The following is a 25595-nucleotide window of genomic DNA, read 5'->3' as shown; positions in this document are numbered from 1 at the left end:
TCAGCTCCTCTCGCGGCGGCGGGCGCCACGCGGCCCGGGATCGCGGGCGCCACGCGGCCCGGGGTCGCGGGCGAGGCGCGGTTCGGGGTCGCGGGCGAGGCGGGCGGCGGTCTCCAGCAGCAGGGCGTGGACGAAGGCCTGCGGGATGTTGCCGCGCAGCTGGCGCTGGGCGAGGTCGAACTCCTCCGCGTAGAGGCCCGACGCCCCGCAGGCGCCACGGTTGCGTTCGAACCAGCGATGCGCCTCAACCGGGCGGCCCTGCTGGTGCTCGGCCAGCGCCATGACGAACCCGCACAGCAGGAAGGCGCCCTCGGCCTCCTCCAGGGGCCGGTCGTCGTGGCGGAAGCGGTAGATGAAGTGGTCCTGGGTCAGGTGCGCGCGGCAGGCGGCGAGGGTCGCGCGGGTGCGCATGTCGTCGGCGGGCAGAGCGCCGCGGATGCCGGGCAGCAGCAGCGCGGCGTCGACCGCGGGGTCGTCGGGGGCGCGCTGCCAGTGGCCGTCCGCGTGCACGCAGGTGGCCGAGGTGGCGGCGAGTACGGTGTCGGCGAGCCGCGTGCAGGTGTCGGCGAGCGGATGGCGCGGTGCCGCGTCGGCCAGGGCGCGCAGACCGGCGACGCAGGTCAGCCGGCTGTGGGTCCATGGCCGGGGGGCCAGCTCCCAGATGCCCGCGTCGGGTTCCCGCCGGCGCTCGGCGATCGCGCGCACCGCGAGGTCGGCGGCCTTCCAGGCGTCGGCGTCCAGTCGATGCCGGCGCTCCGCCGCGGCGAACAGCAGCAGCGCCTCGCCGAAGCAGTCGAGCTGGAACTGCTCCCCCACCCGGTTGCCGATCCGGCTGAATCCGCCGGGGTAGCCGGGCAGGTCGAGGTCCCGCCGGCCGGGGACGGCCGTGCCGTGCACGGTGTAGGCGGGGGCGAGGCGCGGGCCGTCGGCCAGCAGCCGCTCGCCGACGAATCGGACGGCGTCGTCGAGGAGGTCCGGCGCCCCGGCGGCGGCCGCGGCCTGCCCGGCGAAGCTCTGGTCGCGGATCCACACGTACCGGTAGTCGTAGTTGCGGCCCGCCTCGGCACGCTCGGGCAGGCTGGTGGTGGCCGCGGCGACCATGCCGCCGCCCCGGGTGGTCAGGCCGCGCAGCACGGCGTAGGCGCGTCGGGCGTCGCGGGTGGCGATGGTGTGCTCCAGCGGGGGCACCGCCTGCCGCCAGGCCTGCTCCGTCGCGGCCCAGGCCTGCTCCGCCCGTGGGGCGGTGCGGGGCAGCGGGGAGTCGGAGCACTCCAGGACCAGGTCGTGGCAGTCGCCGGGCTTGAGCAGGAGGTCGGCCGTCAGGCCCTCCGCGCGGGCGGTGGCCGACGGGGCACCCTGCCAGCGCAGGCGGTGGCGGCCGGAGTTCAGGTGCCAGACGCCGTCGTCGCCGCGGTGCGCGGAGGTCAGCGGGGCGCGGCCGTAGTCGGCGTGCGGGTCGAGCACGACCCGTACGTGGGCCGGTCCGTCGACGGCGTGCAGTTGCCGCAGCAGGATCAGACGGCCGGGTTCGCCGGGGAAGGCGAGGGTCTCGCGGCACTCGGTGACGCCCTCGGTGGTGACCCAGCGGCTGCGCCGGATCAGGGTGCCCTCCTCGTAGTAGCCGCCGGGGACGTAGCGGGCCCGTGGGGTGATGGCGTAGACGCCCCGGCCGCCGATGAGGGAGGCGAAGACGGCGTCGTCGTGCCAGGTGGGCGCGCACAGCCAGCTGAGGGCCCCGTCCGGTCCGACGAGGGCGCCGCGCTCCCCGTCGGCCAGCAGCGCGTAGTCGTGCAGCGCGTGCGGCGGGAAGGATGTGGTGCTCATGGGTGCTGCCTCCTGCTGTCAGCCCACCCGGTGGGCCTGTGCCCGCTCGGCGTTCGGACTCAGGCCCAGTCCGGCGCCGTCGGCGCCGGGGGTGATGCTGCCGCCGCCGGGGTCGAGGACGCCGTCGAAGAGGATGCCCTCGGTCCGGACGTGGTCGTGGAACCACTCCGGGTGCCGCAGGTTGGGCACCGCGGCGGCGGTGTGCGCGTGGGCGTGCGGGGCGCAGTGCCGCGGTCGACGCCGCGCTGCTGCCGGCTGGTGCCGCCGCGGCGCGACAGGTCCAAGGCGGCGCCGAAGCGGGCGCACACCCCCACCGCGGGCGCCCCGGCCTCCACGCTGCGCGGGACGACGACGCCGATGGGCACCTGGCGGTGGTTGGAGCCGTCCGAGGCGTACGCGCCTCTGCTGCCCGCGTCGAACCGGACCTCGGCGTCCACGGCCTCGCACAGCGCCGTCTCCAGCCCGGCCACGTCCACCGTGGAGGCATCGAAGGCGGATGTGCGAGTCATGGGGGGAAACCGCCTTCCCGGACCGTGCAGCACGTCTGGCCGCGCGAGCGGCCCCCTCCGGCCGCCGCCGCGCCCCCGAGTACCCGCTCTTGCAGTGTGCAAAGGTGCCTTTTCGGGCGGCGGTCGCGCGCCGCGGGTCGCGCCGCGCTGATCCGGTGTGGGCATTGGCTGTCCGCTCTCGCGGTCAGGCGTCCGGCCTGACCAGGCTCCTAGTCGGGGCACTCCTCTCAGGAGGGAACCCGCACGGCGAAGGGTGCGAACGATGGGTGCGATCGGGCACGCGCTGGCCATTGCCGGGTCGATGACCTGGGAGGTCACCTGGGCGCTGATCCTCGGCTTCACGCTCTCCGCCGTCGTACAGGCAGTCGTGCGCCGCGCGACGATCGTTCGGCTGCTGGGGGACGACCGGCCGCGGACGCTCGCGCTGGCCGCGGGGCTCGGTGCGGCCTCGTCGTCCTGCTCCTACGCGGCCGTCGCCCTGGCCCGGTCGCTGTTCCGGAAGGGCGCGAACTTCACGGCGGCGATGGCCTTCGAGATCGCCTCGACCAACCTGGTGGTCGAACTGGGAGTGATCCTCGCCCTGTTGATGGGCTGGCAGTTCACCGCGGCGGAGTTCGTCGGCGGACCGATCCTGATCGTCGTACTCGCGGTGCTGTTCCGGCTCCTGCTGCGCGAGCGGCTGCTGCGGCGGGCCCGTGAGCAGGCCGACCGGGGGCTGGCCGGTTCGATGGAGGGGCATGCGGCGATGGACATGTCGGTGCAGGGCGAGGGAAGCTTCGCCCGGCGGCTGTGCTCCCGCGAGGGCTTCACCTCCGTGTCGCACATCTTCGTCATGGAGTGGGCGGCGATCCTGCGGGATCTCGTCGCCGGTCTGCTGATCGCCGGCGCGATCGCCGCGTGGGTGCCGGACGACTTCTGGCGCACGTTCTTCGCGGCCGGTCATCCGCTTGCGGCGAAGCTGATCGGTCCGCTCGTAGGCCCACTGGTGGCGATCGCGACGTTCGTCTGCTCGATCGGCAACGTGCCGCTGGCCGTGGTGCTGTGGAAGGGCGGCATCAGCTTCGGCGGCGTGATCGCCTTCATCTACGCGGACCTGCTGATCCTGCCGATCCTGAACATCTACCGGAAGTACTACGGCATGCGCATGGCCGCGTTCCTGTCGGCGACGTTCTTCGCGGCGATGGTGGTCGCCGGGTACGTCGTCGAGTTCGTCTTCGGGGGCCTGGGCCTGGTGCCCGACCAGGCCGACGCCAAGCTCCCCGAGCAGGGTGTCACCTGGAACTACACGACCTGGCTCAACATCGCGTTCCTGCTGCTGGCCGCGGTCCTGCTCGTACGCTTCCTGCGCACCGGCGGACCGGCGATGCTGCGGATGATGGGCGGCTCGCCCGACCACGGGGAACAGGAGCGCGAGCCCTCCGGCACCCACCAGGGCCATCACCACTGAGCCCGCGTCACCAAGACCGTCGGCAAGGATGGCCTCCATGGCCTTGACGACCCCACGGTTTCCTGGAGAGCAGAGCCGCTCGGGGCTCACGGTCGGTGGCGCGGCGAGGTGCATCGGTAACTGCGTCCCCTCGGCATCGTCCTCAAGAGCGGCATCTGGTACTTGGTGGCCCTCACGGACGGCGCTCCACGGACGTACCGCGTGTCTCGGTTCCTGGCCGTGGACATCACGGATGAGTCTTCGAACGGCCGGCCGGGTTCGAGCCGGCCGCCCACTGGGAGAAGTCGAAACCGCACGACTGCGGATCTCTCCTCGGGCACAGCGGCTGCTGCCCGTGCAGTTCGGCGCGATCGGCAAGCGAGCCCTGGAGAACGCCGGACCGCCGGACCACGAGGGCTGGGTGCAGGTGGAGATGCCGGTCGAGGCACGGGCCGTCGCGGTCGGCGACCTGCTCGGACTGGGCACGGAGGCAGAGGTGCTGGGCCCGCCCGAGCTGCGTCGAGCCGTCGCCGGGGCCGTCACCGTACTGGCACACCGCTACGCGGCAGCGCCCTGACCTCCGTCAGGCGGTGCGGAAGCGGAAGGCACCGGTTCCGCCACCCAGGGTCAGCCAGATGTGCGCTCCCTCCCTGACCAGCCGGAGGGCGATGTAGGCGCATCCCGGGCAGCGGGCGGTCAGCCCCGGCTCGGGTCCGTAGACGTGCAGTTCCGCCAGCGGGCCGGACCGCGCGCACTCCGGGCAGCGCCACCACGCCGTGGTGGGCTCCACCAAGAGGATCTCCGAGAGCGGGCCGGCGAGACAGTTGCCGTCGAGGTGGGCAGTTGCGTCTGCCATGAGGAGCTCCCCTGTGGTGAGGGTCGAAGGGTCAGCCGAAGCGTTCGGTGCGGATGGTGGCGGGGTCTCGGCCCAGGCCGACGAGCAGGTCGCTGACGGACTCGACGAAGCCTGTGGGCCCGCAGACGTAGACGGGGCCGGCCGGCTTCAGCCAGGACGCCGGGTGGTCCAGGTCGGCCCGGGTCACACGGCCCGGTGCGCGGGTGCTGCCCGGCGGCGTCTGCCGCGTGTGCACGATGCGGGCGTCGAGCAGGGGATCTGCGTCGGCGAGGTCGTCGTGGTACCAGACGTCGTCGGGGCTGCGCACGGAGTACAGCAGGTGGAAGGAGCTACTCGAGCCCGCCCGGCGGTGGGCGCGGATCATGGCCGCCAGCGGCACGACACCGGAGCCGCCCGCCACCAGCAGCACCGGATCGGTCTGCTCGCTCCGCCACAGGAACCAGTTGCCGAGCGGGCCGCGCACCTCGACGTCCGCGCCCGGTGGCAGCTCGTCGGCCAGATAGGGCGACACCTCGCCGTCGGGCACGGCCTGCACGCCCAGTTCGATGCGGTCGCCGTCGGCGGGTGCGGCCAGGGAGTAACTGCGTACGGCCTGGTAGCCGTCGTCGGCGGTGAGCCGCACGTCGACGTGCTGGCCGGGCAGGTGGCCGGGCCAGCCGGGCACGGTGAAGACCAGGGAGCGGGCAGTGGCGGTCTGGGCGTGGCGCTCGACCAACCGCGCGGTGCGCCAGGCGATGCGCATGGTCAGTCGCCCCAGTTGCGCTGTTCGCGCCAGGGGTCACCGTAGGTGTGGTAGCCGACGGACTCCCAGAAGCCCGGCTCGTCCTCGAGTGTCAGCTCCAGTCCGCGCACCCACTTGGCCGACTTCCAGAAGTACAGGTGGGGCACGAGCAGCCGAGCCGGTCCCCCGTGCTCGGACGACAGCGGATATCCGTCGTAGGTGTGGGCGACCCAGGCCTTGCCGTCGAGGAGGTCCTCCAGCGGCAGGTTGGTGGTGTAGCCGCCGTAGCTGTGGACGACGACGTGGTCCGCGGCCGTCTCGACGTCCTCGAAGAAGGCGTCGACGGGGACACCGCGCCACCGGGTGTCGAACTTCGACCAGCGGGTCACGCAGTGGATGTCCGTCACTGTGTCCTGCTGCGGCAGGGCCATCATCTCCTCCCAGGTCCAGCTGTGTGTCGCTCCCTGCTCCATGGTCACGGTGAAGGCCCACGTCTCGGTGGGCACCCGCGGCGTGGGCCCCGCCGACAGCACGGGAAACGACTCGGTCGGGTACTGGCCGGGCGGCAGCCGGTCCGCCAGGGAACGGGCACGCCCGCGGAAACCGGGTGAGAAGGAGGTCACAGCGTCATCTCCTGAGCAATGTGCAGGCCGCCGTGCGGAAGGCGCGAAGGTTCAGCCTTCAGTGTCGGGCGGTGGCGGCGGCTTGACCACTCGGTCGCCCCGGGCTGCGGGGCCGCGCGGACGCGGTACGGGGGAGTCGGTCCCCGTGGCTGTCCGGTGCCGCCCGGGTCAGCTCGTCGCGTGCACCGCGTCGCGGATCAGGCCGGCGACTTCCTGCGGCTGGGAGACGACGACCGCGTGGGACGCGCCCTCGATCTCGGCGTGGGTCGCCCCGGCCCCGCGTTCTCCTGGGGCACCGCATGAAGATCGCCCCGGGCCCCTACATGTTCCGCGCGCCGCCCAGGGACCGGGTGGTGCGCACGGTGGATGAACTCGGCTTCGAGGAGGTCGAGTTGTCCCCGCACGACGACGTCATGCCGACCTGCCTGCGCCCGCGGGCGGACGACGAACGCGTCACGGCGCTGAAGAAGTCCCTGCGCACACGCACGGCGTGCGGTTCTCCTCCGTGCCGGCGCTGCTCAGAAGACAGGTTGGCCGACGCCCAGCAGGTTTCCCTCACTGTCACGGAACCAGGCGCCGCGTTCCCCCCGGGCGCCCTTGCTCGGGTAGTTTCCTTCGATCTCGGCGATACCGTCCCTTGTTCTGAACCCAGGTGCGTCGACGTCTTCGAAGACCACGCCGCGCCGCTTGAGTTCCGACACCACCGCCTCGATGTCGTCGACCTCCCAGGCCATCTGAGTGAAGGTGCCGGGAGAAGCTCCCGTCGACTGGAACACCACGAAGTGCGCGCCCCCGCACCGATACAGCAGCCCGCCGGGCCGTTCGTCGACGGGCACGAGGCCGAGCCGTTCGGAGTAGAAACGCCGCGCCCGGTCCAGGTCCTGGGCGGGAAGCCTGGTCGCCACGCGTGCCCGGGCCAGTGGGTTGCTGTCGTCTGTGCTCATGACTCCACTGTGCAACAGGGGCTCCCACCGCAGGCGGCGCGGCTCACGCGGGGGACGCACGAAAAAGTGGCGAGGAATCGCGATGCGCACCGGCAAGTTCGCCCTACGCCGCCAGGCGGCCTGCCGTCGAGCGGCCACAATGACGCACAGGGCTACATTTCGATCTGTGCGACGGCAGGTACCGCGGGGGCGGAATGGGGGAACGTTGCTGCGAGGAGACGAGTGGCCGCGAAACGGCGCCGAGGTTCGAGCCGGCGGGGGCGGATCAGGGGGCGGCGGAGCCACGTCCGCCGCGGGCAGTGACGATGCGGCAGAGCTGCGTCTCCTGACGTATCGGCTGGCGGGGTCCGTCGGGCGCATGCTGCGTGGCGAGTGGCGTGGCATCGTCGTCGATCCGGTGCGGCAGCTCCTGCGTCGTGGCCTGTCCGGGCTTGTGCTGGCGTTCGTCGCCGCCTTCGGCGTCATCTTCTTCCACGATCTCGCGCAGCGGCCGGCCGGCGCGGTCGTCGTGTGGCGTGTGGGTGGCGTCACGGCCGATCTGCCGCTGTGGCTGGCCCTGGTGCGCACTCCGGTGTCACTGTACGTCCCTGCCCTCGATCTGCCGGTGTGGGCGGGCATCACTCAGCTGTTCCTCGCGTTCGCCCTGGCCGAGCTCACGCTGGGCCGAGCCCGGACGCTGGCCGTCGCATACGCGACCACGCTGGCCGGCACGCTCACGGTGCGCGTGATGATCGCGATCGGTCCGGGCTGGTGGGGGTTGGGCCTGCCGCCCGAGATCGGGCGGGTACTCGACACCGGGCCGTCCGCCGCGGTGGTGGGCCTGTTCACCTATCTCGCCGTCGCCCGGCGTGCGCCCGTGGTCTTCACCCTCACCGGCGGGTCGATGGTGTGGGAGTCGATCGCCAAGCCCAACCTGGCCGGCCGCGAGCACCTGATCGCGGTGAGCGCGGCGATCGTCCTGGGCCTGATCCACGGGCGGGGCCTGAGGTGGTTGGGGGGCCTGAGGTGGTTGCGGGGCCTGAGGTGGTTGCGGGGCCTGAGGTGGTTGCGGGGCCTGAGGTGGTTGCGGGGCCTGAGGTGGTTGCAGCAGGTGGCCCGCCTATGCCGGGGACGGTCCGCCCAGCGGCCAGGCAGCCCGGGCCCGACCGAGGCCGCGCCGGCGACGCCTACGCGTGCCGGCCTGCCCGTGGCACAGCCGATCAACGAGCGGGAAGCCCGCACGTCTTCAGGTCGTGGCGGTGGCGAGCTCCGGGCCGCGCCCGCCCCTCCGGACGCGGCTGCCGACAGGACAACTGACGCCCCGTCATCCGGTTACGCATGGGCACCACGAGGCGACGACCCGTCAGGAACATGCCGGGTCGAGGACATTGCGCCGTCCGGTTCTCCGGGTTGACGCTCTCCTGGCGCCGCTCGTTGCCATCGCTGCGATCGGGACACCTCGCATGCTCGAGGGGAGCGAGTGTCGCGGCCGCGCCGCTCTACTGGAAGGGCAGGCGCTGCTGTTCCTGGCTGCGCCTGTATTCCTGGCTGCGCTTGCGCGTGCCGCGTCGGGAGCTGCCGCGCCGAGCGGTGGTGGCGCCGTGCGCGCGTCGCGGCCCTGCGGCTGTGACCCAACCGGACGTACCGGGCGCACGCGTGCTGTCGGTGACCGCCGTCGCGCGTACCTGGCAGACCGGCTGATCTTCCCTCAGGGCACGGTCGACTACCGGGACCGCGTGGAAGCGGTCATGGGCGGCGCCGCGACCGACACGTTCTACCGTGTCCACCTGGCGCCTGGTGCCGACCACTGCTCCGGCGGCGGCCCCGTCCCCACCGATCCGCTGGCGGCAGTCGTCGACTGGGTCGAGCACGGCCACGCTCCCGCCACCCTGCCCGCGGCCACCACGGGCGCCGACGGCCGGAAGATCACCCGCGACCTGTGCCGTTACCCGCTGGTCTCCCGCTGCACCGGACACGGCGACCCCGGCACCGCCGCCGCCTACGCCTGCCGGCAATCCGGCGACGGCCGTTGAGAGCGCCCACCTGCACCTCGGGACGGTGCCCTCCTGCCGCGGAAGGGAAGGGGCCGGCACAGGAGCTACTGACTGCCGTCCGCCGGGTGCGAGCCTGCGCCCGGGTCGGGCGGGGAGCCGGGCGTGGGATCCAGGTACACGGTGCTCACCGACGGGAGCGCTTCCGCAGACGCCGTTGCGCCTCCTCCCCGGCTCGCTCCACCTCGTCGGAAGTCGCCGTGTCCGCGAAGTCGACCTTCGCCGACACCATGACGTCCGGCGGCCCGTGGACCAGCGTCACCAGGTCGATCACCGAGGCCACCTGCGGGACCGCCTCGAGCTCCCTGCGGATCGCCGCAACTGTCCCGGGCGGCAACGCCCGACCGATGAGCAGTCAGGCGTTGTCCCGTCCGAGGACGTAGGCCACGCAGGCCAGCAGCACGCCGATCAGCAGCGAGGCCACACTGTCCCAGACTCCCGACCCGGTGAGCCGGCCGCCCACCAGCCCGCCCGCGGCCAGCAGCAGTCCGGCCAGCGCGGCCGAGTCCTCCAGCACCACCGCCTTCACCGTGGTGTCCGCGGTCCAGCGGAAGTACCGTCGGGCCGGCACTCCGCGCTGCCGCGCCTCGCGTCGCACCTGCCGCACTGCGCGCACCAGCGAGGCACCCTCCAGCAGGAAAGCGACGGCGAGGACGAGGTAGGCGATGGCGATGAGGGGGTTGCCGAGCTTCTCGCCATCCACCAGGGTCCGGACGCCGTCGTACACCGAGAACGTCGTACACCGAGAACGTCGTACACCGAGAACGTCGTACACCGAGAACGTCGTACACCGAGAACACGGCACCGCCGACGAAGGTGGCCACCGACGCCAGCAGGGCCCACACGTAGCGTTTTCGCTGGCGTGGCCCAGCGGGTGTTGGGCGTCCGCCGGTCGGTCGCTGCGTTTGAGCGCGGTCAGCAGCAGCACTTCCGTGACGGTGTCGGCCACCGAGTGCGCCGCCTCCGAGAGCATCGCGCTGGACCCGCTGACGAGTCCGCCGACGACCTTGGCGGCCGCAATTCCGAGGTTCGCCGCACCCGCCACCAGCACGGTGCCGATGCTCTCCTCGTTGCCACCCGGCTCGGGACCGTGGTCACCGCCGTGATTCCGCGTGGTCGCCTCGCCATGGTCGTGAAGTATCTACGAGACCGCGCCGCACACCCACGTGCGGCCCGCGCTGATATCGCTGCGGCGAGGGGAGCGGTTGCGCCGGGCAGGGCGGGGACACACCCTGGGAGGGGCTGCACCGCAGCGCGCGACACGCTGGGAGTCACCGCCCGCGCCGACCGCCGTCTGCTGGCCTGCCTGCAGGAAAGTGCCCAGGTCACAGGGGCAGGTCAAGCACATCCGACGACGATGATCATCCGGTGAACGACGAAGGGCCGTGCGGGAGGAGGTGTCCACGGAATGCTGACGACCGTCGTCGACCGGCCCGAGGGCGCCGTGATGTCCGACAGCACCGAGCGGCTCCCGGCCGAGATGGGGCACGGCATGACCGACGATGACGCCTTGCGCGCGCTGCGCGGCCGCGGGATCGGCAGCGTCGTCAATCGCCCTGATGATCCCGAGGCAGCCGACCGGGCCACCGCCGCCGGGTTCGTCCTCGCTTCCCCCGACCAGGTGAAGCGGTTTCTCCACACCCTTGGCGTGTTGACCGCGCCGGATGCGCTCATGGGGGCGCCATGGATGACTTCACACTCTCCTACGACTACTTCGACCCTGACTCCGAGGGCCTCCGGGAGGCACTGACCTCGACGGGGAACGGCTTCTTCTGCACCCGGGGCACGGCCGAGTGGGAGGACATGGGCCCGGTGCACTACCCGGGCACGTACCTCCACGGCGGCTACAACCGGGAGACAACGATCTTCGACGGGCGTCCGGTGCTCAACGAGGATCTCGTCAACCTGCCCAACTGGCTGGTGCTGAAGCTGCGCATCGAGGGCGAGGCCGCGGTCCGGTTCGGCAACGTCGAGGTGCTCGACTACCGGCACACCTACGACGTCCGGTCGGCGGTGGTCCAGCGCGACCTGCGGTTCCGCGACCGCGCCGGCCGCGAGACGACTCTGCGCAGCCGCCGGTTCGCGAGCATGGTCCACAGCCACCAGGCCGCCCTCGAGTGGACGCTGGTCCCGGAGAACTGGTCGGGCCGGGTCGAGGTGATCACCGCGCTGGACGGTCGCGTGACCAACCGGATCGTCGCGCGCTACCGCGACCTCGAAGGACGCCACCTCGACCCCGTCTCGCCGCGTACGTTCGGCCCGGAGGTCATCGCGCTGAAGGTGCAGACCCGCCAGTCGAACATCTACGTCGCTCAAGCGGCCCGCACCCGGGTGTTCCGCGGCGACGAGCCCGCCGAGGTGGACCGCACCCTGCATCAGCTGGACGACTACATCCAGCAGATCCTCGTCTTCGACGTCGAGCAGGGCAGCCCGGTGCGCGTGGAGAAGATGATCTCGCTGTTCACCGCCCAGGACAACGCGATCAACGAACCGCTGACCGCCTGCGGGCGGCACGTGCGGCGGTATCTGGACTTCCCCGAGGCGCTGGCTGAGCACGAGGCCGCCTGGACCGAGCTGTGGGACAGCTGCGACGTCCAACTGCCCCGCGAACCCCGCGCGCAGTTGCTGCTGCGCCTGCACGTCGCCCATGTGCTGCAGGTCTGCTCGCGGCACACCGCCCGGCACGACGCCGGCGTTCCGGCCCGCGGCCTCAACGGTGAGGCGTACCGAGGGCATGTGTTCTGGGACGAGCTCTACGTCTACCCCTTCCTCAACGTGCGTCTGCCCGAGATCACCCGCGCCCTCCTCCTCTACCGGTACCGGCGGCTGGCCGAGGCGCGGGCAGCCGCGACCGAGGCGGGCCACCGGGGCGCCATGTTCCCCTGGCAGAGCGGCAGCGACGGCACGGAGGAGACCCAGAGCGTTCATCTCAACCCGCTGTCCGGGCAGTGGGACCCCGACTACAGCCACCATCAGCGTCACGTCAACGCCGCGATCTTCTACAACGTCTGGCGCTATTACCAGGCCACCGACGACTTGGAGTTCCTGCGGGACTACGGCGCCGAGATGATGCTCGAGATCATGCGCTTCTGGGCGTCGATCGCCCACTACAACCCCGAGCGGGAACGGTACGAGATCCACGGAGTGATGGGGCCCGACGAGTTCCACGAGCGCTACCCCGGAACCGAGAAGGCCGGCCTGCGGAACAATGCGTACACCAACGCCATGGTGGCCTGGATCGCCGCGACCGCCCCGCGGGTGCTCGACCTCCTCCCGCCCAGCCGGTACACCGCGATGCGCGCGCGGCTCAGCCTGACCGACGAGGAGCTGCGTACGTGGGAGGACATGAGCCGCCGGATGTACATCCCCTTCCACGACGGCGTCATCACCCAGTTCGAGGGCTACGCGGACCTGAAGGAACTCGACTGGGACCACTACCGCGCCAAGTACACCAACATCCAGCGCATGGACCGGATCCTCAAGGCCGAGGGCAAGGACCCCAACGCCTACAAGGTGACCAAGCAGGCCGACGCGGTGATGCTCTTCTTCCTGTTCGGCGAGGACGAGTTGGAGGAGCTGTTCGAGCGGCTCGGCCACGCCTACGACCGCGACCTGGCCCGCCGCACCATCGACTACTACGACCAGCGCACCTCCCACGGCTCGACCCTCAGCTTCGTCACGTACGCGGGTGTCCTGGCGGCCCTTGACCCCCAGAGCTCCTGGGAGCGGTTCATGGTGGCGCTGGAGAGCGACGTGAGCGACATCCAGGGCGGGACCACCAAGGAGGGCATCCACATGGGGGTCATGTCCGGGACGTTGGACCTCCTGCAGCGGAGCTTCGTCGGAAGCAGCATCGCCGACGGCGTCCTGTACCTGGAACCACAGCTGCTCGACCGGCTCGACGGTGTCGCCCTCTCGATGCGATTCCGGGGCACGGCGCTGCGCGTGAGCATCCAGGGGGACCAACTGAACGTCTTCGCCGAGGCGGAGGGCTTCCGCGGTCCGATGCGGGTCGGCGTCGGCGGCGAGGTCCACGAGCTGGGGCCGGGCAGCGGGTGCGAGTTCACACTGCCCCCGCAGAGCTCCTCGGCCCAGCAGTAGTCCGCACCGGACAGGAAAGGGAACCGCTGTGTCCACCAGGGGATTCCAAGGAGCCATTTTCGACGTCGACGGCGTCCTCGTCGACTCACCGCACGAACGGGCCTGGAGGGAGGCACTGCGCGAGCTGATGGAGGGCGAGTGGGCCGACATCCGCGACCAGAGCGAATGGTCGGAGGGGCGGTTCACACCGCAGGTCTATCAGCAGGTCATGTCGGGCAAGCCCCGGATGAGCGGGGCACTCGCGGGCCTGGAGTACTTCAAGGTCCCCGACGCCAAGGACCGTGTGGAGACGTACGCGGCGCACAAACAGAAGCTGCTGTTCCAGCTGATCGAGGCCCGCGAGTTCCACGCCTACCCCGACGCGCTGCGCTTCGTGCTCGCCGTGCGAGCGGCCGGCATCCCGGTGGCGGCGGCCTCGTCGTCCAAGAACGCCGGCCTGTTCCTGCGCCAGATCAGGCTCGACACCTTCGCGGAGAAGGAGGGCCTGACCTACGACTTCCTGCGCCCGGGCCTCAGCCTGCTCGACTTCTTCGACGCCGACCTGTCCGGCCGGGACGTGGCGCGGGGCAAACCGGATCCGGAGATCTTCCTGGCTGCGGCGGACGCACTCGCCGTGCCACCCGAGGACTGCTTCGTGGTGGAGGACGCCGTCAGCGGGGTGCAGGCGGCCAAGGCCGGCCGGATGGCCGCTCTGGGCGTCGCCCGCGCCGACGACCGGGAACTGCTCGCCTCCGCGCACGCCGACCTCGTCGTCACCACGCTGGACGAGGTCGATGTGGGGCGGCTGGCCTCGCACGAACTGGCGAGGCGGTCCTCGTGAGCAGGCCCGATCCGGTGCCCTCGCCCGCAGCCGGCGCTGCTGCGGTCCGGTGGTCCATCGACGCGCCGAACTCCAGGTCGTCCCAGCCGAGTTGTGCCGAAGGAAAGGTCTGACTGGCGATGGACAGAACGCGCACGACGGCTCCCCCGCTCGTCGCGGGCCCGCTCGACGCGGAACAACTGCACCGGATCCACGCCTGGTGGCGAGCGGCGAACTACCTGTCCGTCGGGGAGATCTACCTGCTGGACAACCCACTGCTCCGCGAGCCGCTGCGCCCGGAGCATGTAAAGCCGCGGCTGCTAGGGCACTGGGGCACCACTCCGGGGCTCAACTTCATCTACGCACACCTCAACCGCTGCATCACCCAGCGCGACCTGGACATGATCTACGTGATGGGACCGGGTCACGGCGGCCCGGGGCCGGTGGCGGCGGCGTGGCTGGAAGGGACGTACAGCGAGATCTACGCCGATGTGCCGCAAACCACGGCGGGGATGAAGCGGCTGTTCACCCAGTTCTCCTTCCCGGGTGGCATTCCCAGCCACGTGGCCCCGGAGACGCCCGGGTCGATCCACGAGGGCGGGGAGCTCGGGTACGCCCTGTCCCACGCCTACGGCGCCGCGTTCGACAACCCCGGCCTGGTCGTCGCCGCGGTCGTCGGCGACGGCGAGGCCGAGACGGGCCCGCTGGCGACCAGCTGGCACTCCAACAAGTTTCTCGACCCGCAGCGCGACGGTGCCGTGCTGCCGATCCTGCACCTGAACGGCTACAAGATCGCCAGCCCGACCGTGCTCGCCCGCATCGAACCCGAGGAGCTGGACCAACTCCTGCGCGGCTACGGGTACATCCCCCATTTGGTGGAGGGCTCCGATCCGGCGCGGATGCACCAGGACTTCGCGGCCACGCTGGACCGGTGCCTGGACGAGATCGCACGGATCCAGTGGCGCGCCCGTGAGGACGGAGTGACCGAACGGCCGCGCTGGCCGATGATCGTGCTGCGTTCGCCGAAGGGCTGGACCGGCCCGAAGGAGGTCGACAGGCTGAAGGTGGAGGGCTCCTGGCGCTCGCACCAGGTGCCGTTCAGCAACGCCCGCGGCGACGACGGGCACCGCGCGGTGCTGGAGCAGTGGATGCGCAGCTACCGCCCGGAGGAGCTGTTCGACGAGTCCGGAGCCCCGGTGCCCGAGATCCGTGACCTGCACCCGGCGGGCGACCGGCGGATGAGCGCCAACCCGCACGCCAACGGCGGTGTGCTGCTGCGCGATCTGCGGATGCCGGACTTCCGCGACTACGCCGTGCCGGTCGAGTCGCCCGGCACGGGAGCGGTGGAGGCGACCCGGGTCCTGGGTGGCTTCCTGCGGGACGTGATGCGCGGCAACATGACCAACTTCCGTGTCCTGGCCCCCGACGAGAACAACTCCAACCGGCTGACCGCCGTCCTGGAGGCGACGGACCGGACCTGGGAGGCCCGGATGGAGCCGGACGACGTCGGCCTCGCCGTCGACGGACGGCTCATGGAGATCCTTTCGGAACACACCTGCCAAGGCTGGCTGGAGGGCTATCTGCTGACCGGCCGGCACGGGTTCTTCTCCTGCTACGAGGCGTTCATCCATATCGTCGACTCGATGTTCAACCAGCACGCCAAGTGGTTGAAGACCACCGACGGCATCGCCTGGCGGCGGCCCATCGCCTCGCTGAACTACCTGCTCACCAGCCACGTGTGGCGGCAGGACCACAACGGGTTCTCCCACCAGGACCCGGGCTTCATCGACCTCGTGGTGAACAAGAAGTCCGACGTGATCCGGATCTACCTGCCGCCGGACGCGAACACCCTGCTGTCGGTGGCCGACCACTGCCTGCGCAGCAGGCAGTACGTCAACGTCATCGTCGCCGGCAAGCAGCCGGCGCTGCAGTACCTGGGCATGGACGACGCGATCGTGCACTGCACCAAGGGCATCGGCATCTGGGAGTGGGCCAGCACCGACGCCGGCGTCGAGCCCGACGTGGTGCTGGGCTGCGCCGGGGACGTGCCGACGATGGAGACCCTCGCCGCCGCGGACCTCCTGCGCCGCTGGTTCCCCGATCTGCGGATCCGGGTGGTGAACGTCGTCGACCTGATGCGGCTGCAGAGCGACCGGGAGCACCCGCACGGCCTGTCGGACCCGGAGTTCGACGCGCTCTTCACCACCGACCGGCCGATCATCTTCGCCTACCACGGCTACCCGTGGCTGATCCACCGGCTGACCTACCGGCGCACCAACCACGACCAGTTGCACGTCCGCGGCTACATCGAGGAGGGCACGACCACCACCCCTTTCGACATGTGCGTACTCAACCGGATCGACCGGTTCGACCTGGCCATCGACGTCATCGACCGGGTGCCCCGGCTGCAGGGGATCTCCGCACACCGCCGGGAGCAACTGCGCAACAAGCTGATCGAGCACCGCCGGTACGTCCGCACCCACGGCGAGGACCTGCCCGAGGTCCGCGACTGGCAGTGGTCGGCGATCCCGGGACCGGCCACACAGTCCGGGAACCCGCCGCTGACCGAGCCGGTGTAGCGATGCGCGTGCCGGTCGTTCGCCAGCCACGTCGCGGGTGATCCTGACTGTCACGCCAGTGTTCTGCAAGCCCGGGACCTCCTGGTCGCTGCCTGCCGATCAACGAGCGGAGGAGGACACCATGGACCTGTTTCCGGCCATTCCGCTGTCGGAGTGGAAGGACTCCAAGGAGACATTGCACCGGTTCACCCAGATCGTCGGCAAGGTTCGGCTTGCGAACAGCATGCGGCGAAACCACTGGTGGAACGTCCCGTTCCACCTCACCGGGCGAGGCATCACGACCCGCCCCATGGGCGGGACCCATGGCAATCCGGTCTTCACCATCGACTTCGACTTCGTCGACCACAGGCTGACCGCATATTCCCTCGAAGGCCCGACCGTTTCCTTCCCGCTCGCCGGGCACTCCGTCTCGTCGTTCTACCGCGAGACGCTCAACGCTCTCGGCGCGATCGGCGCGGCGGTGGCCATCGCGGATCCCTACCCGTTCGGCCTGCCTGACGCGCACCGGCCGTTCGCCGACGACACGGAGCACGCCTCCTACGACCCGTTCTGGGTCAATCGCTACTGGCAGGTGCTCAGTCAGATCAACCTGCTGTTGGAGGAGTTCTCCGCGGGCTTCTCCGGGAAGATCAGCCCGGTGCACCACTTCTGGCACACCTTCGACATCGCGGTCACCCGGTTCTCCGACCGCGTCGTGGACCAGGGAGCGAGTGTCGACCCGGTGACCCGTGAGGCGTACTCGCGCGAAGTCATCAGCTCGGGCTTCTGGTTCGGCGACGACCATTTCCCGCGGCCGACCTTCTACTCCTACGCCGCACCCGAGCCCGGCGGACTGGCCGAACGCCCTCTTCGCCCCACTGCCGCACGATGGGTCGCCCAGGGCAGCAGCCACCTGGCCACACTGAACTACGACGACGTCCGGGGCAGTTCGCACTCTCGAGGCATCGTCCTCGATTTCTACGAGTCCGTGTACCGGTCCGCAGCGGGCCTCGACGGCTGGAACATCGACCGCCGAGCGTGCCCCGGAGGCGTCACCGACCCTCTGGCGTCGAGAAAGGCGTGAGTGAAGCGAGTCACGGCAGGATGGCGATGGCACTCGACCAGTTGAGGCCGAGCCGCTCCTGGGATGCCATGTGGAGGAACTGAAATGCCTCCAGCTCTCGTGCCCGGCGCAGCGGACCCACGTCAAGGGGGCGCATGCCTCCCGAGGTCACGACCGTGGCCACGGTCCCCTTGGCCGCCTCGTCGTCACCCGCGATGAAGACATCCAGCGGCCGACCGGCCACCTCACCGGAGAGAAGCGGGCCTGCGAAGGTGGTGTTGAAGGCCTTGACCACGCGCGCGTCCGGTACGGCTGCCGCGATCTCCTCCGCTGCCGAGGTGCCGGGAGGGACGACCAGCGAGTCGAAGGTACTGAAATCCACGGGATTGCAGATGTCGACCACGACCTTGCCGGACAGCGCGGCGCCGAACGAGCCGGCCACCTCACGTCCGGCCGGATACGGCAGGGCGAGTACCACCACCTCCGCGCCTCCGGCCAGACCCTCCGCGTCGATCGCCTGCACGTCTGCCCCGCCTCCGGCATCACCCAAGACAGCAGCCAGTTCCTCCGCTTTGTCCTGGGTGCGATCATGCAGCCGGACGGAGTGACCGCCCGCCAGAACCCTTGTGCCGATGCCTCGAGCCATGTTCCCGGCTCCGACGATGCCGATGATCACCTGATACTCCCCTACGGACGTGCTGCGCCTCGCTCCACCCTCACACCCGCGGACAGCCCCTGCCACTGACCAACCGCTGTCCGGAGTAACTGACCAACCGCTGTCCGGAGTAACTGACCAACCGCTGTCCGGAGTAGAGGACTGGACGCCCAGCCGGCTCGCACCTGGCCGAGTGGGCAGCCCGCGAGGCGAAGCTCCGCGATGTGCCGTGAAGCTGGTCCACGCCCCACCTGGTCGCCGCCGCACACGAGGCCTCCCTCGTGGTGGTCGGCCGCCGTGCCCGACGCCCACCGTTCGGCGCCCACATCGGGCACGTCACGCACTCCGTCCTGCATCACGCCACTGTCCCCGTCGCCGTGGTCTCGCACAACTGACCCACGAGCACGGCGTCGTGGTTTCGCACAACTGACCCACGAGCACGGCGCAGTGCACTGATCACGCGGGCATCCGGGTGGTATTCGCTCTGCACTGCGCAGCAGAAGCCGCCAGGGCGGCGCCGCGCGGCAAAGATGAGTCTGTCGCGTCGGCGTCGACCCGAAACCGGTGATGCCGGCCAGTGATCGCACGAGAAGGAGGGGCGTGGCGTATGCCCACCTCGGCCAGGACACAGAGCACCATGCCCGAGCCTCACATCTCCCCGCCACGCCGCAGTCGCGCCGGTGCCGCGGTGGTGAAGTGGCTGAGCACGACGGACCACAAGGTCATCGGCACGATGTATCTGACGACGTCGTTCGCGTTCTTCTGCATCGGCGGCGTCATGGCGCTGCTGATGCGCGCCGAGCTCGGCCGCCCGGGTCTGCAGATCATGTCGAACGAGCAGTTCAACCAGGCGTTCACGATGCACGGCACGGTCATGCTGCTGATGTTCGCGACGCCGCTGTTCGCCGGCTTCGCGAACTGGATCATGCCGCTGCAGATCGGCGCCCCGGACGTCGCCTTCCCCCGCCTGAACATGCTCGCCTACTGGCTGTATCTGCTGGGCTCGCTGATCGCGGTGGGCGGCTTTCTCACCCCCCAGGGCGCCGCCGACTTCGGCTGGTTCGCCTACTCCCCGCTGACCGATGCCGTCCATTCCCCAGGCATTGGCGGCGACCTGTGGATCATGGGTCTGGCCCTGTCCGGATTCGGCACCATCGTCGGCTCCGTCAACTTCATCACCACGATCATCTGTATGCGCGCGCCGGGCATGACCATGTTCCGGATGCCGATCTTCACCTGGAACGTGCTGCTCACCGGTGTGCTGGTCCTGCTGGCCTTCCCGGTCCTTGCCGCTGCGCTGCTCGCCCTGGAGGCGGACCGCAAGTTCGGCGCCCACGTCTTCGACGGGGCCAACGGCGGACCGTTGCTGTGGCAGCACCTGTTCTGGTTCTTCGGACACCCCGAGGTGTACATCATCGCGCTGCCGTTCTTCGGCATCGCCTCAGAGGTCATCCCCGTGTTCTCCCGCAAGCCGATCTTCGGCTACATGGGCCTGATCGGCGCGACCATCGCGATCGCCGGCCTGTCCATCACGGTGTGGGCCCACCACATGTTCGCCACGGGTGGTGTGCTGCTGCCGTTCTTCTCCTTCATGACGTTCCTCATCGCCGTCCCGACCGGCGTGAAGTTCTTCAACTGGATCGGCACCATGTGGCACGGCAGTCTCTCCTTCGAGACCCCCATGCTGTGGACCGCCGGGTTCCTGGTGACCTTCCTCTTGGGCGGCCTGACGGGTGTCATCCTGGCCTCTCCACCGTTGGACTTCCACGTCACCGACTCGTACTTCGTGGTGGCGCACTTCCACTACGTCGTCTTCGGCACCGTGGTGTTCGCGATGTTCGCCGGCTTCCACTTCTGGTGGCCGAAGTTCAGCGGCAAAATGCTCGACGAACGTCTCGGCAAGATCAGCTTCTGGACCCTCTTCACGGGCTTCCACGGCACCTTCCTGGTCCAGCACTGGCTGGGCGCCGAGGGCATGCCGCGCCGGTACGCCGACTACCTCGCGGCCGACGGCTTCACCGCCCTGAACACCGTCTCCACGATCAGCTCGTTCCTCCTCGGACTGTCCTTGCTGCCCTTTTTGTACAACGTGTGGAAGACCGCCAAGTACGGAAAGAAGGTCGAGACCGACGACCCGTGGGGCTACGGCCGCTCCCTGGAGTGGGCCACCTCCTGCCCGCCGCCACGGCACAACTTCGTCACCATGCCACGGATCCGCAGCGAATCGCCGGCCTTCGACCTGCACCACCCGGACATCGCCGAACTGGACCAGTCCGAGAACGAGCCCAAGACCGCCCTGCCGCAGTGATCGCTCCGCTCCAGCGACACGGCAGGTACAGGTGCATCCAGAGACAGGGGTGATCACACTGAGTTCCGACCGGGAATCCGCCCATGGCATCAACCAGATCGAGGGATACCTCCTGTGGAACGCGGAAACGACCAGCGCCCAGCAGCGAGCGAAAGAGTTCACCGAGCAGCTGCCGTGGCTGACCACGGCACAGCGTGAGGAGGTCGAGCGCGTGTACACCGCGGACCGACTTGCTGACTCCACAGAAGCACTGCAGCGCATCGCGCGCCGATCGGCCGAGCTGAAGGCCGAATACATCGCACGGTACAGATTGCTCAGGACCCGCTGTGTCGCCTTGTCGCTCGCCGCCACAGCAGCCCTGGGCGCGACCGCGGCCGTGGTCGGACTGCTCCTGACACGCTGACGCCCCGGCGCGCACCGAGAAGTGTTCCCCGGTCCCGGCGAGGAGGCGTAGTAGCGCTGGATCCTGGCGAACAACTGCATGAGCAGCGGTACCGTCACGACGACGAACCAGGCGCCCGCAAGGAACTTGGTGGTGAGCGGGGACGATGCCCGCGACGGCGGTGAGCACGGCTCCGGTGGCGTTGATCAGCACGCGGGGAAGCCACCCGTCGGTCCCGCTCACCGGAGCCGCCTGCGTCTCCCGCGTGTACACGGACCACGGTGTCTTCGCCACGGGTCCTGCCGGAGTGCGCGTGGTGGAGACGTACGGCATGGAGACGTACGGCATCGCCCTCGCCGATCTCCGACAGCGGTTGGAGGTTCAACTGCTGGGCTGACCCCGCGCTTTCACTCGGTTGACTCAACGGGTGGGTCGGCCTGCCGACCGAAGCGGTGCCGTGGCCCAGCGGCGGCGCAGGCGCTGGTCGGTCCCCTCAGCCGCTGGTGTAGTGGTGCGCGTTGTTTCCCACCCACTTCACCCACGCCAGGTCGTCGAGCAGATCCTCGACACCAGGCAGTCCGGCGCCACGGAGGAACTCCAGATCCTGGTCGGAGTACGCCAAGCCGAGGAGCTGTCCGCGCGCGGTCACCCGGCGCCCTCCAGTGCCGAGCGGCGGGTACACGACTACAGGCGGCCTCTCCGGCATAACCCCAGGATCACGGCGCCTGCTGCGCCCCGCATCCGCACGAGACGATGTCACCCGAACGGCCTACACGCTCCCGCGCTCCGGGGTGCGGCGTACCCCATTCGGCCGCACGCTGGGCGTCAACCCGCTGCGATACGCCACAGCTTTGATCACTGCTCCGTCGGGAGGCATCGTGATCGTCATAGCTCTGCTCGTCCCGGTGGTGCTGCTGATACTGATGATGGCGATGGCCGCGCTGGAGGACTTCCTGTTTCCACCTGCTCAACCACCCCCGCCAGAGGCGGTGATCCCTGACCAGTCGGTGTCGGAGTGAACGAGAAGCTCGAGTGGAGCCCGTGCATCCAACCGAACTCCGTGATCGAGTTGACCCGGTATGGGCCCACTGGGTCCAAATCCGACCTCAAATTCGTCAATTGATCACGGCCCTACCACGGCACGGACAGAAGCGAAGGTGACGATGAAGTACGACGAGTTCCTCGCCCGGGTACGCCAGCGCGGCGAGTACACCAGCCGGGACGAAGCCGCAAAGATCACTGAGGCGGTCCTGGGGGTACTGGCGGAACGGATCAGCCCCGGCGAGGTCGAGGACCTCGCCTCCCAGCTGCCCGGCCCGCTCGGGCCGGCCCTGACCAGCGCCAAACGGCAGCAGCCCGAGAACTTCGGGATCGAGGAGTTCTACCGCCGGGTGGCGGAGCGCACCGGTGCCCGGCCCCGTACCGCCGAGTGGGATGCCGGCGCCGTGCTGACCACTGTTGCCGAGGCCGTCTCCGGCGGCGAGCTCAACCAGATCATCAGCCAGCTCCCCTCCAGCTTCGCCGTCCTGTTCGGCAAGGCCGACGCGGACTGACACGGCAACGTGCGCACCCGGGGCACACCGTCGGCGACTCGCCCTGGCTCGGCCGCGGACCTCGGTGCTGATGAGCCGATCGAAGCAGTCCGCCGCATCGGCGAGATGCCGCAGAAGCTGCCGCAGTTCCGCCGCCACGTCGCCGGAGTACACGGGTTCTCGCTTCCGCGCGATTCGGCGAGCTCAGCAAAGGACGGCACAGGAGCGCATACCCACCGCGCAGTGCTCGAGGGTGTCCAGGCCGCGGCGCAGGATCAGCCTCGCCCCGAGCACTGGGCGTCCTCGTGGATTCAGCCGCAGGCTCTCCTCGGCCCTGGCCAGGGCCGCGTCCACGCTTTCGGCCAGCTGATCCAGCCGGCGCGCCTCCTCCACCCAGCGTGCCACCTGGGTGGAGGAGGCCCCCCGCACCAGCTCGTCGCCGATGCGCAGAAGTAGCCGGCGCAGCCGCGCGGCAAGGTCACCGATCGCTTCCCCTGCGGGCTGGACGTAGACGGGAGGGGCGACCACGACGTTCAGCAGGACGCCCACGGCGGCGCCGATCAGCGTCTCGACCACGCGCCCGACCGCCTGGGCCGGCTCTCCGCCGACACCGAGGACGAGAATGCCGGTGACGGCGAACCTCCTCCACCCAGGGAGCCAGGTGGAGCAGGTGGCCGATGGAGAGGCAGGCGAGGATGAGCAGGCCGAGGCTCCACCACGTCAGTCCCACGGCGTCGGCGAAACCGACGGCGATCAGCACGCCCGCGACCACGCTGGCGATCCGCCGGATCCCGACAGTCAGGGTCGCGTATTGACCTGTACGACCAACACCGCGGTCAGCGGGGCGAGGAGGGGCTGCGCATTGCCGGACAGCCACAGCCCGGCGAGGTAGGCGAGGACAGCGGCGAGGTCGAGCGCAGCGTGCGTACGACCACGGGTTCCTTGCGTCGCCTGACCAGGCCCACCACCGGGGGCGGGGATGCGGGCACCGTACCGACCCGTGCTTACAGGGTTCCGTCCCGGCGGCCCCCCGGTGTTCTGCCGGCTTCGTCGGTTCGGCCTGTCGGGGCGTAGACATCGTTCGGCAGGCGCCTCGCGCGACCGCCTCACGCAGGGCCCGGCGGAAGCGTCCGGGACCCCAGGACCGGCCGGCGACGGCCGTTTCGAGCCGGTCGCGGCTGGTCGGACCACTGTGTTCGAGCTCCTGGGCGACCTGTTCGATCTCGTCGTCGAGGCGCTGCTCGGCCATCGCGGACGTACGGCTCGCCGTACCCGTGGTGCCGACCATGCCCGGCGAGTAGAAGGAACTGCCCGCTCCGGTGCCCGGGCGGTACCGTCGTGCCCCGGCGCGCTCCTGCGGCCCGTAGGGGGCCGCACAGCAGCAGACCGCGGTGCACGGAGGTGACGGCCAGCCTTCATTTTATGGCCTTTGCCGTACATATGTAGAAATCTGCGGCCCGCCCGGCGTTGGCCTCGGAGGCCGAGGGAGAGAGCCGGTTCCACCTGGCAGGCGGAAGCACCCGAGCGAGCTGCTCGCCACGCTGGAAGGAGCGACACGACATGGGTGCGCTGCCTCTGGCCGGGGCGTCGGCATGGTGACGGTCAACCGCATCGCAGTCGGACGCGGAAGCCGACGGCCCGGTCAACAAGGGGCGACCAGGAACCCGGCATGCGTCGCGGCGCCATCGAACCAGCACGCCCCAGGCGAGGCTCCGAGCAGCGGGAACACGACACAGGCCGTCAGCAAAGTTGGCGCTGGGTCAGCAGAAGACCGGACAGCGCTGCACGCCTACAACTTGGCCGCGTGTCCCCCTGGGGCAGCTCCATGGCGTCCCAAGCCAGCATCGGACGCGCCGCCATCGAGCCAACACGCTCCAGACGGAGGTCCGAGCAGCGCACACACGACCCGAACACCACCTGATGGACCGTCAGCAAAGTCAGCATTGGGTCAGCATGAGGCTGGCCAGAGGTGCCCACAGATGCCCACATCCTGGAATCGCGGACATCTTCACTGATGCCCCGCGGAGGTCTACGGCCAGACGTCCTTCAACGATCGGAGGACTCACATGCAGGGCCGAGCGGCATATCTGATAGGAGCTGGCACTTGCCGAGACAACCTCAGGTCAGCGCACCCTTCCCCGTGGTTTCAGCGGTACGGGCGGCAGTTCGGGGGCGGGCAGCGGGTCGCCGTCGTAGCCCTTCACTTCGCCGAAACGGGTGCCTGTCATCCAGTCCGTACGAGCCTGCGCGATCTCTTCCTGGGACCGTCCGATGAAGTTCCAGAACATGATGAGCTCCTCCTCGAACGGCTCGCCACCCAGGAGCATCAGGCCCGCGTCCGACTCGGCGCGCAGCGGGAGTTCGGTGCGGCCGCAGCCGAGGTAGAGCATCGAGCCGGGCAGCACCGGCACGCCGTCGACGTGGGTCTCGCCGGACATGGACAGCACGGCGTACTCGAAGTCCGGCTCCAGGGGGAGGTTCAGGTCCGCACCGCGAGCCAGGGCCAGGTCGGCGCCCACGATGGGGGTGTACGTCGTTCCCGGCGAGGTCGCGCCGTCGAGGTCGCCGAGGATCAGCGTGGCCCTCAGGCCCGGCGCCGTGACGACCGGCAGCTCGGCGTGGTGTTCGAAGCGCGGGTCGGTGTGCCGGTGGCCGTCCGGGAGGGCCACCCACAACTGCGCCCCGTGCAGGAAACGGGCGTGCGGCCTGGGGCTCTCCTCGGAGTGGCTGATCGCCCGCCCGGACGTCATGAGCCCCAGCTCTCCGGGGCGGATGAGCTGCAGGCTGCCGGTCGAGTCGCGGTGCAGCACCTCGCCTTCGTGCAGCCAGCTCACCGTCTGCAGGCCCATGTGCGGGTGCGGCGGCACCTGCATGCCGGGCTCGTCGGCGATGTCGTCGGGACCGTAGTGATCGACGAAGCACCAGGCGCCCACCATGCGGCGGCCCAGGTTCGGCAGCAGCCGGCGGACCTCGGTGGACTCACCGAGCTGGACGTGTCGAGGACTCAGCAGCTCCCGCACGGGCTCGGCGACGACGAACCCCCGGCCGCCGCACACACTGGGCACCGCCTGGCGCTCAAGATTGCTCATGCTGCTCAACCTAGCCCCTGGTGCGGCGTCACTGGCAGCCCACGCCCGGCCCGGTCACACCGGCGAGGCAGCCCCAAGGACACGCGGGCACAAGGGGCAGGAAGAGGCAGGCACCCAACCGCCTCGGTTGTCATCCGCTGCCCTTCGCTGTCATCCGCCGAGCAAATAGTAGCCA

Annotated in this window: 23 protein-coding genes and 7 pseudogenes; 16 read left to right on the top strand and 14 right to left on the bottom strand. The window is 70.1% G+C overall.

Translation table 11 applies throughout. The annotated features are described in order from the left end of the window. The 3 genes and pseudogenes from ABZV31_RS12030 to ABZV31_RS12020 form a co-directional block, all read right to left on the bottom strand. Nucleotides 1–1824: a glycoside hydrolase family 15 protein gene (locus tag ABZV31_RS12030; RefSeq protein ID WP_355891596.1), complete on the bottom strand. Its 1824-nt coding sequence runs from the start codon at nt 1822–1824 to the stop codon at nt 1–3. A gap of 18 nt (nt 1825–1842) precedes the next feature. Then, a pseudogene (locus ABZV31_RS12025) lies at nt 1843–2052 on the bottom strand (enolase C-terminal domain-like protein); the annotation flags it as partial. 26 nt (nt 2053–2078) lie between these two features. Beyond that, a pseudogene (locus ABZV31_RS12020) lies at nt 2079–2333 on the bottom strand (hypothetical protein); the annotation flags it as partial. A gap of 262 nt (nt 2334–2595) precedes the next feature. On the opposite strand from ABZV31_RS12020, the gene ABZV31_RS12015 reads away from it, so the two are divergent. Together ABZV31_RS12015 and ABZV31_RS12010 are read left to right on the top strand one after the other, a co-directional pair. After that, nucleotides 2596–3780 (top strand): permease, encoded by a 1185-nt coding sequence (locus tag ABZV31_RS12015; RefSeq protein ID WP_355891593.1) that lies wholly within the window; start codon nt 2596–2598, stop codon nt 3778–3780. A gap of 93 nt (nt 3781–3873) precedes the next feature. Continuing rightward, nucleotides 3874–4336, top strand: a pseudogene (locus ABZV31_RS12010) (WYL domain-containing protein); the annotation flags it as partial. A gap of 6 nt (nt 4337–4342) precedes the next feature. Here ABZV31_RS12010 and ABZV31_RS12005 read toward each other — a convergent pair. From ABZV31_RS12005 to ABZV31_RS11990, 4 genes and pseudogenes are all read right to left on the bottom strand, one after another. Beyond that, nucleotides 4343–4615, bottom strand: coding sequence for a DUF6510 family protein (locus ABZV31_RS12005; protein ID WP_355891590.1), 273 nt, complete (start codon nt 4613–4615; stop codon nt 4343–4345). Between the two features lie 31 nt (nt 4616–4646). Beyond that, complete coding sequence (locus ABZV31_RS12000) at nt 4647–5357, bottom strand: ferredoxin reductase (RefSeq protein ID WP_355891587.1); 711 nt, start codon at nt 5355–5357, stop codon at nt 4647–4649. A gap of 2 nt (nt 5358–5359) precedes the next feature. Further along, a complete protein-coding gene (locus tag ABZV31_RS11995; protein WP_355891585.1) occupies nt 5360–5959 on the bottom strand; it encodes a sulfite oxidase-like oxidoreductase in 600 nt (199 codons plus the stop codon). Between the two features lie 168 nt (nt 5960–6127). Further along, nucleotides 6128–6241: pseudogene (locus tag ABZV31_RS11990) on the bottom strand (alpha/beta hydrolase); the annotation flags it as partial. A 17-nt stretch (nt 6242–6258) separates the two neighbouring features. Here ABZV31_RS11990 and ABZV31_RS11985 point away from each other — a divergent pair. Continuing rightward, a pseudogene (locus ABZV31_RS11985) lies at nt 6259–6467 on the top strand (sugar phosphate isomerase/epimerase); the annotation flags it as partial. A gap of 10 nt (nt 6468–6477) precedes the next feature. Here the strand turns inward: ABZV31_RS11985 and ABZV31_RS11980 are convergent. Continuing rightward, complete coding sequence (locus ABZV31_RS11980) at nt 6478–6903, bottom strand: VOC family protein (RefSeq protein ID WP_355891582.1); 426 nt, start codon at nt 6901–6903, stop codon at nt 6478–6480. Nucleotides 6904–7261: 358 nt separating this feature from the next. Here ABZV31_RS11980 and ABZV31_RS11975 point away from each other — a divergent pair. Further along, nucleotides 7262–7876, top strand: a pseudogene (locus tag ABZV31_RS11975) (hypothetical protein); the annotation flags it as partial. A 469-nt stretch (nt 7877–8345) separates the two neighbouring features. Continuing rightward, on the top strand, nt 8346–8915 hold the full coding sequence (locus tag ABZV31_RS11970; RefSeq protein WP_355891579.1) for a tannase/feruloyl esterase family alpha/beta hydrolase: 570 nt from the start codon (nt 8346–8348) through the stop codon (nt 8913–8915). Between the two features lie 145 nt (nt 8916–9060). Here ABZV31_RS11970 and ABZV31_RS11965 read toward each other — a convergent pair whose 3' ends face one another. Further along, nucleotides 9061–9207, bottom strand: a complete 147-nt coding sequence (locus ABZV31_RS11965; protein ID WP_355891576.1) for a hypothetical protein — start codon at nt 9205–9207, stop codon at nt 9061–9063. Nucleotides 9208–9288: 81 nt separating this feature from the next. Beyond that, nucleotides 9289–9984, bottom strand: coding sequence for a cation transporter (locus ABZV31_RS11960; protein WP_355891575.1), 696 nt, complete (start codon nt 9982–9984; stop codon nt 9289–9291). 357 nt (nt 9985–10341) lie between these two features. Between ABZV31_RS11960 and ABZV31_RS11955 the strand changes: the two genes are divergently transcribed. The 5 genes from ABZV31_RS11955 (at nt 10342) to ABZV31_RS11935 (ending at nt 17475) form a co-directional block, all read left to right on the top strand. Continuing rightward, nucleotides 10342–10683 carry a hypothetical protein gene (locus ABZV31_RS11955; RefSeq protein WP_355891572.1) on the top strand — a complete coding sequence of 114 codons (342 nt, stop codon included), beginning with the start codon at nt 10342–10344 and terminating at the stop codon, nt 10681–10683. Next, nucleotides 10617–13034, top strand: a complete 2418-nt coding sequence (locus ABZV31_RS11950; protein WP_355891569.1) for a glycosyl hydrolase family 65 protein — start codon at nt 10617–10619, stop codon at nt 13032–13034. The genes ABZV31_RS11955 and ABZV31_RS11950 overlap by 67 nt, the downstream gene beginning before the upstream one ends. 28 nt (nt 13035–13062) lie before the next feature. Continuing rightward, nucleotides 13063–13854, top strand: a complete 792-nt coding sequence (locus tag ABZV31_RS11945; RefSeq protein WP_355891567.1) for an HAD-IA family hydrolase — start codon at nt 13063–13065, stop codon at nt 13852–13854. 119 nt (nt 13855–13973) lie between these two features. Further along, nucleotides 13974–16412 carry a phosphoketolase family protein gene (locus tag ABZV31_RS11940; RefSeq protein ID WP_355891565.1) on the top strand — a complete coding sequence of 813 codons (2439 nt, stop codon included), beginning with the start codon at nt 13974–13976 and terminating at the stop codon, nt 16410–16412. Nucleotides 16413–16533: 121 nt separating this feature from the next. Then, nucleotides 16534–17475 carry a DUF5996 family protein gene (locus ABZV31_RS11935; RefSeq protein WP_355891563.1) on the top strand — a complete coding sequence of 314 codons (942 nt, stop codon included), beginning with the start codon at nt 16534–16536 and terminating at the stop codon, nt 17473–17475. A gap of 10 nt (nt 17476–17485) precedes the next feature. On the opposite strand, the gene ABZV31_RS11930 is transcribed toward ABZV31_RS11935, so the two are convergent. Next, nucleotides 17486–18130, bottom strand: coding sequence for an NADPH-dependent F420 reductase (locus ABZV31_RS11930; protein ID WP_355891560.1), 645 nt, complete (start codon nt 18128–18130; stop codon nt 17486–17488). A 227-nt stretch (nt 18131–18357) separates the two neighbouring features. On the opposite strand from ABZV31_RS11930, the pseudogene ABZV31_RS11925 reads away from it, so the two are divergent. From ABZV31_RS11925 to ABZV31_RS11910, 4 genes and pseudogenes are all read left to right on the top strand, one after another. Then, nucleotides 18358–18504: pseudogene (locus ABZV31_RS11925) on the top strand (universal stress protein); the annotation flags it as partial. Between the two features lie 242 nt (nt 18505–18746). Continuing rightward, nucleotides 18747–20417, top strand: a complete 1671-nt coding sequence (gene ctaD, locus ABZV31_RS11920; RefSeq protein ID WP_355891557.1) for a cytochrome c oxidase subunit I — start codon at nt 18747–18749, stop codon at nt 20415–20417. A gap of 58 nt (nt 20418–20475) precedes the next feature. After that, on the top strand, nt 20476–20820 hold the full coding sequence (locus ABZV31_RS11915; protein ID WP_355891862.1) for a hypothetical protein: 345 nt from the start codon (nt 20476–20478) through the stop codon (nt 20818–20820). A gap of 160 nt (nt 20821–20980) precedes the next feature. Further along, the gene (locus ABZV31_RS11910; protein ID WP_355891554.1) at nt 20981–21196 is read left to right on the top strand and encodes a hypothetical protein; all 216 of its coding nucleotides are present in this window, start codon (nt 20981–20983) and stop codon (nt 21194–21196) included. A gap of 96 nt (nt 21197–21292) precedes the next feature. Here the strand turns inward: ABZV31_RS11910 and ABZV31_RS11905 are convergent, their stop codons facing one another. Beyond that, nucleotides 21293–21505 (bottom strand): hypothetical protein, encoded by a 213-nt coding sequence (locus tag ABZV31_RS11905; protein ID WP_355891552.1) that lies wholly within the window; start codon nt 21503–21505, stop codon nt 21293–21295. Between the two features lie 172 nt (nt 21506–21677). Here ABZV31_RS11905 and ABZV31_RS11900 point away from each other — a divergent pair, with 172 nt between their 5' ends. Further along, on the top strand, nt 21678–21818 hold the full coding sequence (locus ABZV31_RS11900) for a hypothetical protein (protein WP_355891550.1): 141 nt from the start codon (nt 21678–21680) through the stop codon (nt 21816–21818). A gap of 144 nt (nt 21819–21962) precedes the next feature. Next, entirely contained in the window at nt 21963–22352 is a 390-nt protein-coding gene (locus ABZV31_RS11895; RefSeq protein ID WP_355891547.1) for a DUF2267 domain-containing protein, read from the top strand. A gap of 183 nt (nt 22353–22535) precedes the next feature. On the opposite strand, the gene ABZV31_RS11890 is transcribed toward ABZV31_RS11895, so the two are convergent. Beyond that, complete coding sequence (locus ABZV31_RS11890) at nt 22536–22907, bottom strand: hypothetical protein (RefSeq protein WP_355891544.1); 372 nt, start codon at nt 22905–22907, stop codon at nt 22536–22538. Nucleotides 22908–24454: 1547 nt separating this feature from the next. Further along, a complete protein-coding gene (locus tag ABZV31_RS11885) occupies nt 24455–25420 on the bottom strand; it encodes a pirin family protein (RefSeq protein ID WP_355891542.1) in 966 nt (321 codons plus the stop codon). Nucleotides 25421–25595 lie beyond the last annotated feature (175 nt).

The organism is Streptomyces sp. NPDC005202, assembly GCF_040608235.1.
In the GTDB taxonomy this organism is placed as follows: Bacteria; Actinomycetota; Actinomycetes; order Streptomycetales; family Streptomycetaceae; genus Streptomyces.
This window is presented reverse-complemented; position numbering and strand designations above follow the sequence as displayed.